This window comes from Brevundimonas sp. (assembly GCF_035561115.1).
Taxonomy (GTDB): domain Bacteria; phylum Pseudomonadota; class Alphaproteobacteria; order Caulobacterales; family Caulobacteraceae; genus Brevundimonas.
Window position 1 is genome coordinate 1 of record NZ_DATMYH010000027.1, and the last position, 15,865, is coordinate 15,865.

General features: G+C 66.7%; 20 protein-coding genes and 1 tRNA gene. 9 read left to right on the plus strand and 12 right to left on the minus strand.

The window, feature by feature from the left end; genetic code table 11:
• Nucleotides 1–459 precede the first annotated feature (459 nt).
• The 3 genes from VN378_RS03595 to VN378_RS03605 are packed head-to-tail and all read right to left on the minus strand — an operon-like array spanning nucleotide 460 to nucleotide 2,943.
• Entirely contained in the window at nucleotides 460–660 is a 201-nt protein-coding gene (locus tag VN378_RS03595; RefSeq protein WP_325741052.1) for a hypothetical protein, read from the minus strand.
• A gap of 10 nt (nucleotides 661–670) precedes the next feature.
• Nucleotides 671–1,117, minus strand: a complete 447-nt coding sequence (locus VN378_RS03600) for a hypothetical protein (RefSeq protein ID WP_325741054.1) — start codon at nucleotides 1,115–1,117, stop codon at nucleotides 671–673.
• A gap of 38 nt (nucleotides 1,118–1,155) precedes the next feature.
• Nucleotides 1,156–2,943 carry a tetratricopeptide repeat protein gene (locus tag VN378_RS03605; protein ID WP_325741056.1) on the minus strand — a complete coding sequence of 596 codons (1,788 nt, stop codon included), beginning with the start codon at nucleotides 2,941–2,943 and terminating at the stop codon, nucleotides 1,156–1,158.
• Nucleotides 2,944–3,074: 131 nt separating this feature from the next.
• On the opposite strand from VN378_RS03605, the gene flbT reads away from it, so the two are divergent.
• The 3 genes from flbT (at nucleotide 3,075) to VN378_RS03620 (ending at nucleotide 4,857) form a co-directional block, all read left to right on the plus strand.
• Complete coding sequence (gene flbT, locus VN378_RS03610) at nucleotides 3,075–3,497, plus strand: flagellar biosynthesis repressor FlbT (protein WP_325741059.1); 423 nt, start codon at nucleotides 3,075–3,077, stop codon at nucleotides 3,495–3,497.
• Entirely contained in the window at nucleotides 3,457–3,825 is a 369-nt protein-coding gene (gene flaF, locus VN378_RS03615) for a flagellar biosynthesis regulator FlaF (protein ID WP_325741061.1), read from the plus strand. Before flbT ends, flaF begins: the two co-directional genes overlap by 41 nt.
• Before the next feature lie 201 nt (nucleotides 3,826–4,026).
• Entirely contained in the window at nucleotides 4,027–4,857 is an 831-nt protein-coding gene (locus tag VN378_RS03620) for a flagellin (protein ID WP_325741062.1), read from the plus strand.
• Nucleotides 4,858–4,912: 55 nt separating this feature from the next.
• Here the strand turns inward: VN378_RS03620 and VN378_RS03625 are convergent, their stop codons facing one another.
• The 3 genes from VN378_RS03625 to VN378_RS03635 all read right to left on the minus strand — a co-directional run bounded on the left by VN378_RS03625 (nucleotide 4,913) and on the right by VN378_RS03635 (nucleotide 6,555).
• Complete coding sequence (locus VN378_RS03625) at nucleotides 4,913–5,590, minus strand: exopolysaccharide biosynthesis protein (RefSeq protein WP_325741064.1); 678 nt, start codon at nucleotides 5,588–5,590, stop codon at nucleotides 4,913–4,915.
• Nucleotides 5,591–5,678: 88 nt separating this feature from the next.
• Nucleotides 5,679–6,314: an exopolysaccharide biosynthesis protein gene (locus VN378_RS03630; protein ID WP_325741066.1), complete on the minus strand. Its 636-nt coding sequence runs from the start codon at nucleotides 6,312–6,314 to the stop codon at nucleotides 5,679–5,681.
• A 58-nt stretch (nucleotides 6,315–6,372) separates the two neighbouring features.
• On the minus strand, nucleotides 6,373–6,555 hold the full coding sequence (locus VN378_RS03635) for a DUF3008 family protein (RefSeq protein ID WP_305758585.1): 183 nt from the start codon (nucleotides 6,553–6,555) through the stop codon (nucleotides 6,373–6,375).
• Between the two features lie 117 nt (nucleotides 6,556–6,672).
• On the opposite strand from VN378_RS03635, the gene VN378_RS03640 reads away from it, so the two are divergent.
• A complete protein-coding gene (locus VN378_RS03640; protein WP_325741069.1) occupies nucleotides 6,673–7,182 on the plus strand; it encodes a DUF3617 family protein in 510 nt (169 codons plus the stop codon).
• 5 nt (nucleotides 7,183–7,187) lie between these two features.
• On the opposite strand, the gene VN378_RS03645 is transcribed toward VN378_RS03640, so the two are convergent.
• The 6 genes from VN378_RS03645 to VN378_RS03670 all read right to left on the minus strand — a co-directional run bounded on the left by VN378_RS03645 (nucleotide 7,188) and on the right by VN378_RS03670 (nucleotide 12,058).
• Entirely contained in the window at nucleotides 7,188–7,496 is a 309-nt protein-coding gene (locus VN378_RS03645) for a hypothetical protein (RefSeq protein WP_325741071.1), read from the minus strand.
• Entirely contained in the window at nucleotides 7,489–8,652 is a 1,164-nt protein-coding gene (locus tag VN378_RS03650; protein WP_325741073.1) for an isovaleryl-CoA dehydrogenase, read from the minus strand. The genes VN378_RS03645 and VN378_RS03650 overlap by 8 nt, the downstream gene beginning before the upstream one ends.
• Before the next feature lie 37 nt (nucleotides 8,653–8,689).
• Nucleotides 8,690–10,039, minus strand: a complete 1,350-nt coding sequence (locus tag VN378_RS03655) for a lysozyme (protein ID WP_325741075.1) — start codon at nucleotides 10,037–10,039, stop codon at nucleotides 8,690–8,692.
• 63 nt (nucleotides 10,040–10,102) lie between these two features.
• Nucleotides 10,103–11,512, minus strand: coding sequence for a magnesium transporter (mgtE, locus tag VN378_RS03660; protein WP_414642212.1), 1,410 nt, complete (start codon nucleotides 11,510–11,512; stop codon nucleotides 10,103–10,105).
• Nucleotides 11,513–11,575: 63 nt separating this feature from the next.
• Nucleotides 11,576–11,662, minus strand: a tRNA-Leu gene (locus VN378_RS03665).
• Between the two features lie 144 nt (nucleotides 11,663–11,806).
• Nucleotides 11,807–12,058 carry a FliM/FliN family flagellar motor switch protein gene (locus VN378_RS03670; RefSeq protein WP_056620845.1) on the minus strand — a complete coding sequence of 84 codons (252 nt, stop codon included), beginning with the start codon at nucleotides 12,056–12,058 and terminating at the stop codon, nucleotides 11,807–11,809.
• Nucleotides 12,059–12,133: 75 nt separating this feature from the next.
• Here VN378_RS03670 and lipB point away from each other — a divergent pair, with 75 nt between their 5' ends.
• The 5 genes from lipB to VN378_RS03695 all read left to right on the plus strand — a co-directional run bounded on the left by lipB (nucleotide 12,134) and on the right by VN378_RS03695 (nucleotide 15,861).
• Nucleotides 12,134–12,907 carry a lipoyl(octanoyl) transferase LipB gene (gene lipB / locus VN378_RS03675; protein ID WP_325741082.1) on the plus strand — a complete coding sequence of 258 codons (774 nt, stop codon included), beginning with the start codon at nucleotides 12,134–12,136 and terminating at the stop codon, nucleotides 12,905–12,907.
• 645 nt (nucleotides 12,908–13,552) lie between these two features.
• Nucleotides 13,553–13,993, plus strand: coding sequence for a hypothetical protein (locus tag VN378_RS03680; protein ID WP_325741084.1), 441 nt, complete (start codon nucleotides 13,553–13,555; stop codon nucleotides 13,991–13,993).
• Complete coding sequence (locus tag VN378_RS03685; protein WP_325741085.1) at nucleotides 13,993–14,292, plus strand: hypothetical protein; 300 nt, start codon at nucleotides 13,993–13,995, stop codon at nucleotides 14,290–14,292. Before VN378_RS03680 ends, VN378_RS03685 begins: the two co-directional genes overlap by 1 nt.
• A gap of 263 nt (nucleotides 14,293–14,555) precedes the next feature.
• Nucleotides 14,556–15,290, plus strand: a complete 735-nt coding sequence (locus VN378_RS03690; RefSeq protein WP_325741086.1) for a biotin/lipoyl-binding protein — start codon at nucleotides 14,556–14,558, stop codon at nucleotides 15,288–15,290.
• A 49-nt stretch (nucleotides 15,291–15,339) separates the two neighbouring features.
• Complete coding sequence (locus VN378_RS03695; RefSeq protein ID WP_325741088.1) at nucleotides 15,340–15,861, plus strand: HlyD family efflux transporter periplasmic adaptor subunit; 522 nt, start codon at nucleotides 15,340–15,342, stop codon at nucleotides 15,859–15,861.
• Nucleotides 15,862–15,865: the final 4 nt, after the last annotated feature.

Here is a 15,865-nt window from a genome sequence, read left to right on the forward strand (position 1 = left end):
CAGCGCGGTCCGGTTCCGCCACCGGCCGCCCGAGGGCGACCTGCGGCGTCCCGCAACGATCACACCCCGCCGCACGCGATGGCCCTGGCGCCAGACGCCCTCCCCCGCGACGGGATGCAAATAGTATGGGGCCGCCCCGGCCGGTGCTGATGATTCAGTTCGGGAAAAGCGGAAGAGGTTGAAGAGGCGGGATATTTTCCCGCCAACCCGACTATACTGGCGGGCGGCGGCACGGGATCGCTCTTCACCGTGCATCCCCGCGAAGGCGGGGACCCGGGCTTTGGCCCCGCCGCCGCCGCCGGACCGAGCGCCGGTCAGCTCAGCCAGTCTCGTCGTCGCTCAAACCTGGGTCCCCGCCTTCGCGGGGATGCACGGATGTGCGGTTGGCGCCCCTCCACCCCCGCGCCAAGGGCGCGGCGGTCCCCTCCCATTCGCTGGGGCGACAGGGAGGAGACGGGATCACGTAATCCGTTTGGCCGAGACCGGGTCGCTGGCGGGGAAGGTCTCCTCGAGCCCCTCGTCCAGCAGGGCCTCCTGCCGGTCCTCGGCGTGGCGTTCCTCTTCGCAGAGCTGATCCGGCTTGCCGGTTTCCCGCTGCGCCTTGCGGGCGTGGGGCGCGTCGTCGGCAGGGGACTGCTGGTGATCCGGCTTGTGGGTCATGCGGCCCTCCTCAGTTCCCGGGGTGGTCTTCGTCGCCGCCGGGGCCGTAGCCCAGGTCGGCGATATCGTCGTCGGAGAGGTTCTTCGCCTCCCAGTGGGCGGCGCTGGCCTGGGCGCCGCGAACGTTGCGCATCAGGCCGGTGTAGACCAGCTCGACCTCGTCCGCGCCCCGGCCGCCGGCGCTCTCGCCATCGATCTCGGTCAGCCGCTCGCCATCGACGCCGAGCAGGGCGTCGGCCTCGGCCTCTATGCCAGAGGCGCCCTGGATCTCGTCCAGGTCCTCTTCGGCGTCCTCGTCGAACTCTTCCTCGTCGGCGTCACCGTCGGCCTGGGTGACGTCCAGCACCGGATCGGCCTCGTCGGGCAGGATGTCGCCGTCGCCCTCATCGTCGATGTGGGTTTCGTCATAGACTTCCGACTGTTCCTGGTCGTCCGAATAGGCGTCGAGTTCGGGCATGAGGTTCGCTCCCTGTTCGGGAGATCAACGCCGCTCCGCTATCCGGCGTTCCCCGTCCCGACCGCCGCGTCGAGCGCGGACCGGACGCGTTCGATCGCGCCCTCCCAGGCGTCGAAGCCATCGCGCCGGAAGAAGCGCACGTGCGGATAGAACGGATATTTTTCCGTCGCCAGAAAATGCCAGTCGTCCGGCGCGGTGATCATCCACGCCGTCCCGCCGACCGCCGCCGCCAGATTGGTCCCGGCGATGCCCGGGCCGATCACCACGTCCAGGGCGACGGACAGGGCCGCCACATCCTCCAGGTCGTCCTTCAGATTGATCGGCGGGGTCCAGATCGACACGCCGGCCGCCTCGGCCGCGGCCAGATCGTCGGCGACGTCGCCGCACTGCAGGTTGACCATCACCGCGCCCGGCGTCTCCAGCACCGGCCGCCAGCGTTCGAAGCTGGAGAAATAGCGCGCCCGCGACCCGGTCAGGACCAGGCTCTTCCAGTGCAGGCCGACCTTCAGCCCCGGGCCCAGCTTCTCCAGCTCGGCGCGCCAGTGGGCCACCTTGTCCGGGTCCGCCTTCAGATAGCCCCGGCGGTCGGGGAAGCGGTCGATGGACGGGCGGTAGAGGGCCAGCAGGGACGCCATGGGAATCCAGCAATCGATGGCGTCCTCCATCTCCTCGACGAAGGGCACATAGCGGGTGATCCGGCCCTCCAGCTTGACCGCCCGGTGCGACCCGAAGACTGCGTCCGGATAGGCCCGCCCGAACATGCCGATGAGGCGCGGCTCGACGGCCACGAACACCTTGCCGTCGGGGCCGACCGCCTCGATGGCGTCGCCAACGCAGGTTCCGAACACCATTTCGTCGGCGATGCCCTGTTCGCCCACGATCAGCAGCCGCTTGCCACGGATGTCTTCGGTCTTCGGGTCCCAGCGCGGGGCCTCGACCGCCACCCGCATGGCCTCGGGCAGATGCGGGTCCAGCCGGACCTCATAGGCATCGAAGCCCTCAGGGATGCGACCCAGGGTCATCAGCAGCATGGCCCGCGCCATGGTCATCATGGCCCGCTCGTACGGGCTTTCGGCGCCGGGCAGGGCGGCGTCCAGATCCTCCAGGGCGCCGAGGGCGTCGCCCAGCGGCTGGCGGGCGTTGGCGCGGTTGTAACGGGCCTTGGCGAAGGCGGGGTCGTGCCGCAGCGCCTCCTCGAAGAAGGTCAGGGCGGTGGCCATGTCGCCCTGGTCGCTCAGCACCGTGCCGAGGGTGTTCCACAGCACCGGCGATTCGGGCTCGACCCCCAGCAGGGCGCGCAGCGTCTCGACCGCGTCGCCGTAGCGTTTCTGGTCGCGCTGCACGCAGGCCAGGTTGTTGGTCGCCTCGACGTGGCCGGGATCGGCCGCCAGATATTTGACCAGAAGCTTCTCGGCGATGTCGAGATAGCCCATCTGCTGCGCCAGCCGGCCCAGGTCGTGGGCCACGTCGGTCTCGTTGGGCAGCAGCTTCAGCGCCGCCTCATAGGCCAGCAGGGCCTGGCCGAAATCGCCCGACTTCTCACGGCAGATGGCCAGGACGTGCCAGGCCAGGCCGCTGGTCTCGTCGATCTGCAGCGCGTCCAGCGCCCGCCGGGCGCCGAGGGCGAAGTCGCCGGCGCGGATGGCCATCAGGGCGGCCTTCAGCTTTTCCAGCGCCTTGCGCTGCGCCTTCACCGCCAGCCTGGGGCTGGCCAGCTGCCGCGACAGCTTGCGGATGGCCTCGGGGGAGGCGGAATCGCCGACCATTCCCTGGGCGGCCAGCTGGGGGGCGTGGACGAGTTCTGGAGCCAGATCGGCTGCGGACATGGATCGATCCTGAAGGTGTCCCCGATAGTCGCCCCCGGGGTCACAAGACATGGTTAACCACGACTGTTTAGCCTGCGTTCGTTCCCGGCTTCCTAACGTCGCCGCGAGCCTGTCAGGAGACGCTCCCGCAAATGCCGCTCAAGCTGTCGCTCAAACCCGGCGAGAAATTCGTGCTCAACGGCGCGGTGGTCCAGAACGGCGACCGTCGCGGCGTCCTGATCCTTCAGAACAAGGCCTCGGTGCTGCGCGAGAAGGACATTCTCCAGCCCGAGGACGTCAACAGCCCGGCGACCCGCGTCTACTTCCCGGTCATGATGATGTATCTGGACGAGGCCGCGGCGGCCAGGGTCTATGACGAGTTCGCGCTGCGGCTGTCGGAGTTCATGAGCGCCACGCGCAACCCGCAGGTGCTGGCCGATTGCGTCGCGGCATCGCGCCACGTCATGGCGCGGGAATACTACAAGGCCCTGATGGCGGCGCGGAAACTGGTGGATTACGAGGAAGGGCTGGCGAATGTCGCTGCAGGCGTACAAGACCGCGGCCACGCGGGCTGAAAACCCGCGTGAAACGGAGTATCGGCTGTTCGGCCAGGTGACCCGGGCGCTGATGCACGCCTCGACCGTGGATTTCAGCGATCTGGCCACCCGGATCGACGCCCTCGACTGGAACCGCCGGCTGTGGTCGGCGCTGGCGACCGATTGCGCCAATCCCGACAATGCGATGGACAAGAACCTGCGGGCCCAGATCATCTCGATCAGCCTGTTCGTGAGCCGTCATTCGTCGGCCGTCATGCGCGGCGAGGACGATTTCGAGGCCCTGATCGACATCAACAAGATGGTCATGCAGGGCCTGGCCGGCCCCGGAAGCGCCCAGGCCGCCTGACTCCGGCCGGGTAGGCAAGACCTGACGCGGCCGGCCGGTCAGACCTGCCGGGTCGCTGCGTCTTCATCGGCAAGCCTCTGAAATCGTTGATGTGTAATCGGCCGACACCCCGGCCCGGTCCTTGCGTGGACGTGCGCGAACCAGAACTGGTTCGACGGCCAGAAGGCCGTTCTTCACCCGACCAGAATGGAAGGACAGCCGATGGTTATGTCGGTCAACACGAACACGGGCGCGCAAGTCGCGCTCCAGAACCTGAACGCGACCAACGCCGCCCTGTCGATCACGCAGAACCGGATCAACACCGGAAAGTCTGTGTCGAGCGCCAAGGACAACGGAGCCATCTGGGCCATAGCCCAGGGGCAACGCGCCGATATCGGGGCGCTGAGCGCGGTCAAACAGTCGCTCGATCGTGGCATCGCCGCGGTCGATGTGGCCCTGGCGGCGGGCGAGACGGTCTCCGACCTCTTGCTCCAACTGAAGGAGAAGGCACTCGCGGCGACGGATGCGTCACTCAAGACGTCGGCGCGCGCGGCTCTGAACGAGGATTTCAAGGCCCTTCGCGACCAGATCGCCACGGTCACCGGCAATGCCGAATTCAACGGGGTCAACCTGCTGAAGACGGGAGCGACGGGGTTCCAGGCCCTGGCCAATGTGACGGGCACGTCCAGCCTGACGGTTGGCGCGGAAGTCCTGGCTCTGGGCGGCGCGAATGTGACGATCGCGACCACGCAGTCGATCGACACCCTGACCAAGGCGGCGGCCTCGCTTACGGCCGTCACCACCTCCATCGACAAGGTCTCGGCCTCGCTCGCGCGGCTGGGCACCAAGTCGAAGGCGCTCTCGACCCACCTGACGTTCGTCGGTAAGCTGTCGGACGCGCTGGAGGCGGGAGTGGGCAATCTGGTCGACGCCGATCTGGCGAAGGAAAGCGCCAAGCTCCAGGCCCTGCAGACGAAGCAGCAGCTGGGGGTTCAGGCTCTGGGCATCGCCAATCAGACGCCGCAACTGGTGCTGTCGCTGTTCCGCAGCTGACTGTTTCAGGTTCGAACAAGCGCCGGAGGGGGAGACCTCTCCGGCGTTTCGTCGTTCAGAACAGGCCGGTGAACCACGCCCAGGTCTGGGGCAGCAGACCCTGCGCCCAATGCCAGACCGGCAGGAGATAGGGCGAGACCCAGGTCCAGGCGAGCCAGACGACGAGGCCGACCACGCAGATCAGGCCCACGGCGCTCCAGGCGATGACGACGGCCAGACCATCGCGCTGCATCAGGCCGAAGCCGAAGGTCGAGATGATCAGGGCCGGGATCAGATTGCCGCCCCAGATCGGCAGTATGAGGATGAAGGCCAGAATGAAGGTGGCGACGCCGATCAACACCTCGGACACTTCGCTGGTCATGATCGACAGGCGGGGTCTGGACAGGCGTTCCATCATTTTCAGTCGGGGAAGCACCTTCTCCAGCCCGTGTCGGTAGGTCTCACGTTCGATCGACCGACGCAGCGCCCAGCGCGGCAGCCACAGCTGGTCCTGGCGGACCATCAGCTGCAGGCCCATCAGCAACAGCGGCGCGCCAAGGATGGTGGTGGTCCCCGGAATGATGCCGATGGCGATGTTCATCAGGCCGAAGAACAGCATCAGGGCCCCGAAGGCCCGTTCCCCGAAGGCGTTCACCAGCTCGCCCAGATACAGTTTGGGATCGTCCTTGACGCCGATGTCCTGCAGCACCTGCGAGAAGGGCCGGGTGTCGCTCTGATAGTCGTAGTCGGGCATCGGCGGCGTCCGGGGGTGATGATCCGATCTAGGCGCGACCATAGCCGCGCGCCACTTAACAAACGTCAATCCTTGAGCGGCCCCGCGCTCAGATCAGGCGCTGGACCGCGTCGATCCCGTGCCGGAACCCGGCCACGATCAGCGTCCAGGCCAGGAACAGGATGGCGACAGCGACGGCCGTCGTCAGCCATCCCAGCAGGACCGCCAGCCCGTCGCGCTGCATGACGCCCAGCGAGAAGAAGGCGATGGCGACGGCCGGGATCAGATTGCCGCCGAAGACCGGCAGCACCAGCACGGCCGACAGGAACAGGCAGGCCAGACCGATCAGACCCTGGCCGAACCCGCCGCTCAGGACATACAGCCGCGGCCGGGACACCGCCTCGACCCGGCGCAGCGGCCGCATGAACCGCCCGATCAGCCGCCGGAAGGTCTCGCGGTGGATCGACAGGCCTTCGGCCCAGCGCGGAATCCAGAGACGGTCCCGGCCCCAGGCGAGCTCGGCCGACAGCAGCAGCAGCGGCGCGCCGGTCAGGGTCGTGCCGCCAGGCGGCCACGGCAGCAGGTTGATCAGGGCGAAGAAGAACATCACGGGCCCGAAGGCCCGCTCCCCATAGGCCTCGACGACCTCGCCCAGACACAGCCTTTCGGCTCGCCGCGCGGCGAGGATTTCCAGCACGTCGGAAAAGGCGCGCGGCCGGCCGGTCGAGGTTTCGGTCAGGCTCATCCGGCGACGCTGGCGAGGCGGGCGTGCGCGGTCAACCGGACGCTCGTCTCGGGATACGTCAGTGCTTCACGTGCTCGGGTTTGCCCTTGCGTTTGGTGTGGGCGAATTCCTCGAGCTGCTTCTCGGTCATCGACAGCATCGACTTCGAGGCGCCCTTCAGTTCGGATTTCGGCGTGTCGCCGCGCTTGGCCGACAGGGCGGCTCCGGCGGCTTTCTGCTGGGCGGCGGATTTGGCGGGCATGGGAGGCTCCTTTGCGTCCCAACAAACTATCATTCGGTCCGCCCGGTTCCCGATCGTCCGCCGCATTCAGCCATGTCGCGAAACGTGCTAGAAGCCAGGCTTGGGTGGAGGAAGACTATGCGCATAATCAGTCTGGTTTCCGGGCTCGCCGCCCTCTCGCTGGCGGCCTGCGGGCAGGGCGGCGACGCTTCGCCGGCCGGAAAGGCGAACGACACGGCGGGGAACGCCGCCGCCGGCATGCCCGCCGGGCCCACGCCCGGCCTGTGGCGCGTCACGACCCGGATGAGCGGGATGCCGGCCGGCATGGAGGCGCCGGCGGTCGAAACCTGCATCCGCGAGGCGAAGTTCGAGACGCCCCAGGGCGCGCCGGAGTCCCCGGGCATGACCTGCGAGCAGCAGTCCTTCCGCCGCGAGGGCGACGCCATGGTCGGCCATATGGTCTGCACCTCGGCTGACGGCATGCGCACGGAGACGGACACCCGGGTCTCCGGCGACTTCACCCGCAACTACACCATGGAGGTGAAGAGCCGGATGACGCCTCCGCCGAGCCCGGAGATGGCCGAGGTCACCATGGTGATGAACGCCGAACGGCTGGGCGACTGCCCGGCTGAGGCGAAAGCGGAGTAGGGGCTTCAGGCAGCCGGCATGATCGCAAACGCGCCGATCAGAGTGATAATGGCCGCCAGTTGCAGACAGCGGAAGCCCATGACCTCTCGCCGCAACCTCGGCCGATCCCCAGGCAGGCGAGCGATCAACAACCGCCACCAGATCTGGTAAAATTGGAAGCGATCGTCCGGGTCAAGGTTCGGCTCGAACGACGTTCCGGGCGTTTTGTTGCGCCGGTGAAGCGCGCGGTTCAGCCGTCGGGCCCATAGTATGCAGACCACCAGCGCCAGAGCCCCGGTCAGGAACAGTCCGAAGCCCGTGAGCGTCCTATCCACCCAACAACTCGCGCCCGATCAGGAACCGCCGGATCTCGTTCGTGCCCGCGCCGATGTCGTACAGCTTGGCGTCGCGGACCAGCCGCTCGACGGGCCATTCCTTGGTATAGCCGGCGCCGCCCAGGGCCTGGACGGCCTCGAGGCTGACCTTCACGGCGTTCTCGCTGGCCAGCAGGATGGCGCCCGCCGCGTCGTATCGGGTCGTCTTGCCGGCGTCGCAGGCGCGAGCCACGGCGTAGACATAGGTCCGGGCCGAGTTGAGGGCGACGTACATGTCGGCGACCTTGGCCTGCATCAGCTGGAAGCTGCCGATGGCCTTGCCGAACTGCTTGCGCTCGCGGACGTAGGGCAGGACCACGTCCAGCGCCGCCTGCATGATCCCCAGCGGACCCGCCGCCAGCACCGCTCGCTCATAGTCCAGGCCGCTCATCAGCACGCCGGCGCCGCCGCCGACGGGGCCCATGACGTTCTCTTCCGGAACCTCGCAGTCCTCGAACACCAGCTCGGCGGTGTCCGAGCCGCGCATGCCCATCTTGTCCAGCTTCTTCGAGACGCTGAAACCCTTCATGCCGCGCTCGATCAGGAAGGCGGTGACGCCGCCGTTGCCCTCGCCGGTGCGGGCGTAGACCACCAGGGTGTCGGCCGACGGTGCGTTGGTGATCCAGAATTTGGTCCCGTTCAGGACGTAGCGGTCACCGTCCTTGCGGGCCTGGGTCCGCATCGACATGACGTCGGACCCCGAGCCGGCCTCGGACATGGCCAGCGAACCGACGTGCTCGCCCGAGATCAGTCTGGGCAGATATTTGCGCTTCTGCGCGTCCGTGCCCCAGCGGCGGATCTGGTTGACGCACAGGTTGGAGTGGGCGCCGTAGCTGAGGCCGATCGAGGCCGAGGCGCGGGAGACCTCCTCCATCGCCACGACGTGTTCGAGGTAGCCGAGGCCGAGACCGCCGTACTCTTCCTCGACGGTGACGCCATGCAGGCCCAGCGCGCCCATCTCGGGCCACAGCTCGCGGCGGAACTCGTTCTTCTCGTCGATTTCGGCGGCCAGCGGGGCCAGACGGTCGGTCGCCCAGCGGGCGGTGGTCTCGCGGATCATGTCGGCGTTCTCGCCGAGGCCGAAATCCATCGATTGGGGGGCGTTGGGAATGCTCATGAGGGCGGGCGTAGCACCGCGGGCCGCCGCCGGAAAGTCAGTCGGGTCGGCCCCAACGTACATAGAGCTTCCATGACGAAAGCCCGACGCAGATGACGCCGATGATGGCCAGTACCCAGCCTATCACGGTGAAATCCCCAATAAAGGAATCGTCAATCATCGCCTTACGGAAAGAGGCCGCAGAAGCGGCGCAGGCGATCAGGCCGACGCCGCCCATGGCCAAGTATGCGCCGGTCTCGCTCCAGTCGAACCGGCGCAGGGGCGCCGGCTCAACCTCGTGCCGCAACACGGACTGGATCGGCTCGTCCTCGAACAGGACGTTCTCCTCGACGTCCGAGGGGACCTCGCGCGCTTCCTCGGGCCAGACCGGGCGCTCGATCGAAACCATGTCGGCCTCGGTCAGGGGCGTCAGGACCAGAGGCTGGTCCATGTCCGGAAAGGGCGAAATCGCGGGAGGCGCCGACACCAGCGGAGTCACGGGCGTCAGATCGAGGGGTTCGGCAACGGGCTGAACCGGGGAGGCCGCTTCCGGGGCGTCGAGCCGGGCGACGTCGATAGTCGGGGCGTCAGGCGCGTCGGCCTCGACGGGCGCGGTGTCGGACGTGTCGGCCTGGGGCGAGACGGGCTCGAAACCGGGCAGGGGGCCGACGATGGCCGCCGCATAGGGCGAGTACCGGCTCAGGTGCGCCGCGTTGAAGGCCGCAGGCGGTGTGGCGGCGGCGGGGGCGGCCGGTGCATTCTGTCCCGGCGCGGCCGGATCGGCGGGCGCGACGGGCGTCGCCTCGGGGTCGGGTCCGGGTCCGGGCGTTTCGCCGAGCAGGGCGGCGACCGCGGCGGCGCGGGCGTCGAACGGGTCGGCTTCCGGCTCGGCCGGTTCGACCGGCTCAATCGGCGGCGGCAACGGGGCGGCCAGAAGGTCGGCCAGGGTGACGGCCGAGCCCGGATCGGCGACGAACAGGGCGCGTTCGGCCGCGCGGCGGCGCAGACGGGAGTCGGGCGAGGGCGTTTCCGGCCACCCGATCAGGGCGTCGGCCGCCAGGCCGGCGCGGCCTTCGTTCAGCCGTTGCAGGACGTCGGAGGCGAGGAAACGCTCGACCCCGACCGAGATGGCGAAACTGGCCAGGGCGTCGAACTGGTGCTGATTCAGTCCGGCGGGCGCGCGCTCGTTCAGGGTCCGCACCACCGGCAGCAGGTCGTACTGCAGCAGCAGTTCCGCATCCTGTTCGCCGACGCCCAGACCCTCGCGGGCCGAGGCGGTGTGGCCGTAGCCGATGACCCAGCGGCCGTCCTCGCCACGCACCGCATGGGGACGGAAGCCCTCGAAGCTCTTGATGAGGACGACCCCCTCGCGGGAGACCTTCAGACGTGGCGTGGTCGCTTCGGACACGGATTGACCCAAATCGAGACGGGCTGGCTCGCCCATTGGGAGAGCCAGCAAGGGATGGGCCGATCAGATCAACACAAGCGTGGCGAGACCAAGGAAGATCAGGAATCCGAAGAAGTCGGTCGTCGCCGTCACGAACACGGCCGAGGACACGGCCGGGTCGAACTTCAGCCGGGACAGGGTCAGGGGCGTCAGCATGCCCACCGTCGCCGCAACCAGAAGGTTCAGCACCATCGCCGCGGCGATCACCGCGCCGATCTGCCAGTCCCTGAACCAGAGGCCCGCCGCGACCCCGATCAGCGGGGCCAGCACCAGGCCGTTGGCAAGCCCGACCACGAACTCGCGGCGGAAGGTGCGGGGGGCGTTGGAACTGTTCAGCTCGCGGGTGGCCAACGCCCGAACGGTGACGGTCATGGACTGGGTGCCGGCGTTGCCGCCAATGGCCGAGACGATCGGCAGCAGAATGACCAGCGCCACGATCTCTTCGACCGTCACCCTGAACCACGAAATCACCACGGCGCTGAGCACGGCCGTGGCCAGGTTGATGGCCAGCCACGGCACCCGGCCGCGGACGATTTCGGCGACCGACGAACCCCGGTCCTCGTCGCTGACCCCGGCCAGGCGCAGGATGTCCTCGCGGTTCTCTTCCTGGATGATGTTGACGATGTCATCGACGGTGATCTGGCCCACCAGCCGGCCCGCCGCGTCGATGACCGGGGCCGAGATCAGGTGGTATTTCTCGAAGATGTAGGCGACCTCTTCCTGGTCCTGGTCGACCGTGATCTCGTTGATCGGCTCCATGATGTCGGTCAGGGCCACCGCGCGGGGCGCGCGCAGCAGGCCGCTGACCGGCAGGCCGCCGACCGGCTTGTTCGACGGGTCGACGATGTAGATGTCGAAGAACAGCTCGGGCAGGTCCTCGCCCTGTTTGCGGATGTGGTCGATGGTGTCGCCGACGTTCCAGAACGACGGCGCGGCCATGACCTCGCGCTGCATCAGGCGGCCGGCGGAATCCTCGGCGTAGCGCAGCGAGCTTTCGATCGCGGCGCGATCGATCTCGGGCATGGCGGCCAGCACCCGCTCGCGCTGGTCGTCCTCAAGATCCTCGACCACGGCGGCGGCGTCGTCGGAGTCCAGCTCCTGCAGCGCCTCGGCCAGGGTCAGGTGCGGGACGCGTTCCAGCACCTCCTCGCGGATGTTGTCGTCCAGCTCGGGCAGGGTTTCCGCCAGCAGGTCCGGCGGCAGCCACAGCACCACGACCGCGCGGTGTTCGGCCGTGAGGAACCCCATCAGGTCGGCCACGTCGGCCGGGTGCAGGTCTTCCAGCAGGGAGCGGAGCTTGAGGCCGTCGCCCGCGTCGGAGGCGTCGACGACCTTTTCGACGAAGGACGCCGTCAGGACGTAGTCCTCGTCGAGGGCGTCGTGGTCGATGTCGTCGTCGGGAGAAGGCGACAGGGGGGCTGTTGCGGTGGTGATCACGCTCGGCCTCCCCTGTTTATGTCAGCTCAATTCCAGCCGAAATTCGCCCTGTTGTTTCGATGGTGCGGTCGAGAAGACTCGAACTTCCACTCCGGTTAGGGAACAGCGACCTCAACGCTGCGCGTCTACCAATTCCGCCACGACCGCTCGCATCGGAGGGGGGCTGATAGCGGAGAGATGGAAGGAAGGGAAGGGGGAAGAAGGCAGTAGGGAACAGGCAGCAGGCAACAGGCCGGAATGGCTCATCAGAGACCTGGGCGATCCTGCACTTTGGAGATCAGGCCATTCGCCTCAGGCCGCCCCCGCCATGAAGTCATACACATCCGCCGCCCGGGTCACGGTGATGGCGATGCGGTCTTCGCGGATCTCGATCTCGCCGCGGGCGACGGGATGATTGTTGGCGAGAATCCAGACCTCGTCGGACTCCGAGGCGTCGAGCGGGATCACCGCCCCGCGGCCCATGCGGAGAAGCTGGCTCATGGGCAGCACGGAGCGCCCCAGGACGACCGAAATCTCGACTTCGACGGCTTCGATCTGACTCATGGGGGACTCGGCTACTGACTCTGACGGCGCGGTCTGGACTTGCATGGCGCTCCTGACCCCCACATTGGGTGCGTCATGCTTTCCCAAGCCTTAAGCTCAGCCGCATCGAAACTGGCCCGCGCCGATGGCCGCCCGGTCGAATGGGCCGTCTCGGAGGGTCTCGTCGGCTACGAAGCGGCGGTGGCGGCCATGGAGGCGCGCGCGGCGGCCATCGCGGCGGGCGAGGCGGCCGAGCTGGTCTGGCTGCTGGAGCATCCGCCGCTCTACACCGCGGGGGTGTCGTCGAAGGACGACGACCTGCTGGACGCGACACGGTTCCCGGTGCACCGGACCGGGCGGGGCGGGCAGTTCACCTATCACGGGCCCGGCCAGCGGGTGGCCTATGTGATGCTGGACCTGAACGCGCGCGGCAAGGACGTGCGCGCCTTCGTGCGCGGGCTGGAGCAGTGGATCATCGGCGCCCTCGGCGAGTTCGGCGTGCCGGCGGACGTGCGCGAGGGCCGCGTCGGCGTCTGGGTCGAACGCAAGGGCCCGGGCTGGTCGCGCGCCCCCCTCGTCGGCTTCGCCAACACTCCCCCCGGGGGCGGGGGGAGAGAGGACAAGATCGCCGCCATCGGCGTCAAGGTGCGCAAATGGGTCAGCTTCCACGGCATCAGCCTGAACGTGGAGCCGGACCTCAGCCATTTCAGCGGCATCGTGCCGTGCGGCATCCATGAGCACGGCGTCACCAGCCTGGTCGATCTGGGCGTTCCCGCGACGCTGGACGAGGCGGACGAGGCGCTGAGGGCCAGTTTCGGGCGGGTGTTCGGGGAGACGGTGAAGGGCGCGGCGCCGGTCAAGCCGGCGTAGGGACAGCACTTCGGGGTACATCACGACAATCGCCCTGAGGGGCGGGAGGGCTGGTCTCGATCAGACTATCCCTACGTCCTGCTCTGAAGTCTCAATATATCTGAAAGAAAAACAAGAATTTACATCGCTTCAGTATGCGGTTTGAGCGCCGCTGTGCCGATTCGAGAGCATCAGGATACAGAGGGTAATTATTGTTCAACCAAGCGCCTCGGGATCAGCGGAGCGTCACCTGACGTGACAGGAAGCTTTCTATGGCTTCGCGAGCCTGCGGTTTGGTGTGGACATCTCCATGGCGGCTATGATGCACCACAAGAGTCTGCAGCAGGGCTGAATCTTCAGCGGAAATGTCCTCGCGTTTTGAAACATTATCGGCCTGCGCGAAAATCAACAGCGTGGGATGAGTAGGTCGCCACTCCGTGGCGCCCGGCGGCGCCGATTTTCGGTCCGCGGGAGCGGTTGCGTCTCGCCATCTTCTGAAGTACAATCTATGGTTCTGGGGGGTCTAAATGCGCGCACTAACACCAGCTGAACTGCGAGTGGTTTCAGGGGGAGAAGAATCAACTGACCTCGGCACCGTCGTCGTCTATGCCAACCTCGGCATGTGGTCCGGCGGCACCGGGTCGGGAGGCGAGGGGGGGTAATGGCTTGGGAGGCGCCGACGCTGAAATCGGTGAGGGAGGATTCGTCCCAATCGATTGGAGCGATGTTGCAACCGAGGTAAAGCAGGCTTTGTGCGGGCTTGCTCAAGCATCTGAGGTATTGGATGGCGTGCTGCTTTACGGTTCTGATGGCGACGGCGTTGATGAGGTGATGAACATTCTGACCGCAGCCAGCGTATTTCTGGGCGGCGGCGGACTTGTCGCGCTGGCAGCGCGTGGGGTGTTGAGCAACGGGGCCATTTTGGGAACGATCGCTACTCTATTCGGCGATGATATTGCTCTCAGGCTTTCTTATGCGCCTCTCGGCCAACTGGCCGGAATTCTGCTCGGAACCGGAGCGGCGGCAAACGCTGCGGGCGACCTGATTAACGCCCTTACGCAAGGTGATGTTCCGGACTTCTGCGGCGCAACAGCGGGTCATGCGTGATGGGTAAATTCCCCGGGTTTTTGCGAGCCGACCAACTTATATGGCTCACCTACGTTTCGAACCTGTTCATTTCATTTTCTATAGTTGTTCTGGGTGTTGTGGCCGCACTCGGCGCGGAATCCGGCCGGGATGCCCATGCGTTTTCGTCGCTGACATCCTGGCTATTCCTCGCCCAAGGTGGGCTTTTACTGATGGGCCGTAAGTGGATTGTGCCTCGGTCCGGTTTGTGGACCATTATAATAATAGCGGCCGCAATCGGCGGTGGCGGCGCCGTGTTCGGGTTGTTGACAAACGGTTGACGTGCAGGTCCGCAGGTCATTCTTTTGCTGCGGCCCAGTCCGTTGATGCTGCGAGATTTGGGCCGCCTCCACTCCGCCATCGGTTTCGGACGGTCAATGCGTCTTCCTGGTTGAAGGTGCGACGCGAGCGCTGGGACGAGCGCCCGCTTCCAAATCATGCATTTCCCTCGCCGACCCCGGCCCGATAGCGTGCATCGGCGCCGGATTGTAATCGTCCCGCACCGGCGCTGGTCCGGTGGCTGGAGTGGAGCAAAATCTGTTCGATGAGTGAGCCTCCGCCACCGACGGATATTGCCGGGGACGACCCCGTCGATCACCAACTCTATCGTCAGGAAGCCATAAGCGCGGCGGCCAGCCGATACGGTACCCCTGTACGTCCGATGGGAGTCACGGGTTGGGGTCTGACTGGCTTCCTTCTGGTGCTGTTTCTGACAGTCGCGATCTTCCTCGCTATGGGCCGCTATACGCGCAAGGAGACTGTCGTAGGGGTCCTGCAACCCAGCGCCGGCGCCGCTCGCGTAACTGCGCTGACCACCGGTGTAGTAACCCAAGTCCACGTAACTGAAGGGCAGGTTGTGCAGGTCGGTGATCCGGTCCTGGTGATGTCTACCGACCGGGCCGTGACGGACGGAAAGGGAATTTCGAGTTCCCTCTCGAATCTGATCGGGGCGAGCTCCGACCGGGAATCCGCCGCTATCGCCGGGCAGGCGCGCGCGCAAGTCGAAGTGAATGCTCGCATGCTGGAGGATCTCCGAGCCCGGCGGGCCGGCCTGGAGGAGGACCAGGCTCAGCTGGCCCAGAGTGTCGCGCTCCAGCAGGAACGTGTCCGGTTGGCTGAGGAGACCCTGGCCGCAGGCCGCGCCCTGCATGAGCGACAGCTCTTCTCTACCCTGCAACTACGCCAACGCGAGGAGGCACTGATAGCCGCCCGCCAAGGTGTAGCCTCTATTGAACGGGAGATGCGGCGCAATCACGCTTCGTTGCCAGGCGAGGGCTGAGGAGGGGCGGTTAACAGCACAGGCCGCTGGGTCCGCGGCGCAGGTCGATTTGGCCCAAGCGCAATTTGAGCAGAGACAAGCGCAGCGTCTATCCGAACGAGCGATCGTCCTGACGGCCGCCAAATCGGGCAGGATCGTCGCCATTTCTGTGCGTCCCGGAGCGACGGTCGAAGCCGGTCGAGTGCTTGCGATTATCCTCCCCCACGGCGAGGTGCTTCAAGCCGAGCTGTGGGTGCCATCCCGCGCGGCGGGGTTCCTGCGGTCCGGTGAACCGGTGAGGTTGATGTACGATGCCTTCCCGTATCAGAAGTTCGGTGTCGGCCGAGGCACGGTCGCCTCCATTGCTGGCGCGCCCGTCGACCCGGCTGATCTGACTGTGCCAATAGAGACCAAGGAAGCCCTCTACCGGGTGCTGGTCAATCTCGAGTCGCCAACCGTGGATGGCTACGGAAAAGTATGGCGGCTATCTCCTGGAATTCGCTTGTCGGCCGATTTGATCCTGGATGATCGATCGCTGTGGGAGTGGCTGTTCGACCCGATCATCGCCGCTCGTCGCCGTTCCGGGTCCTGATCGG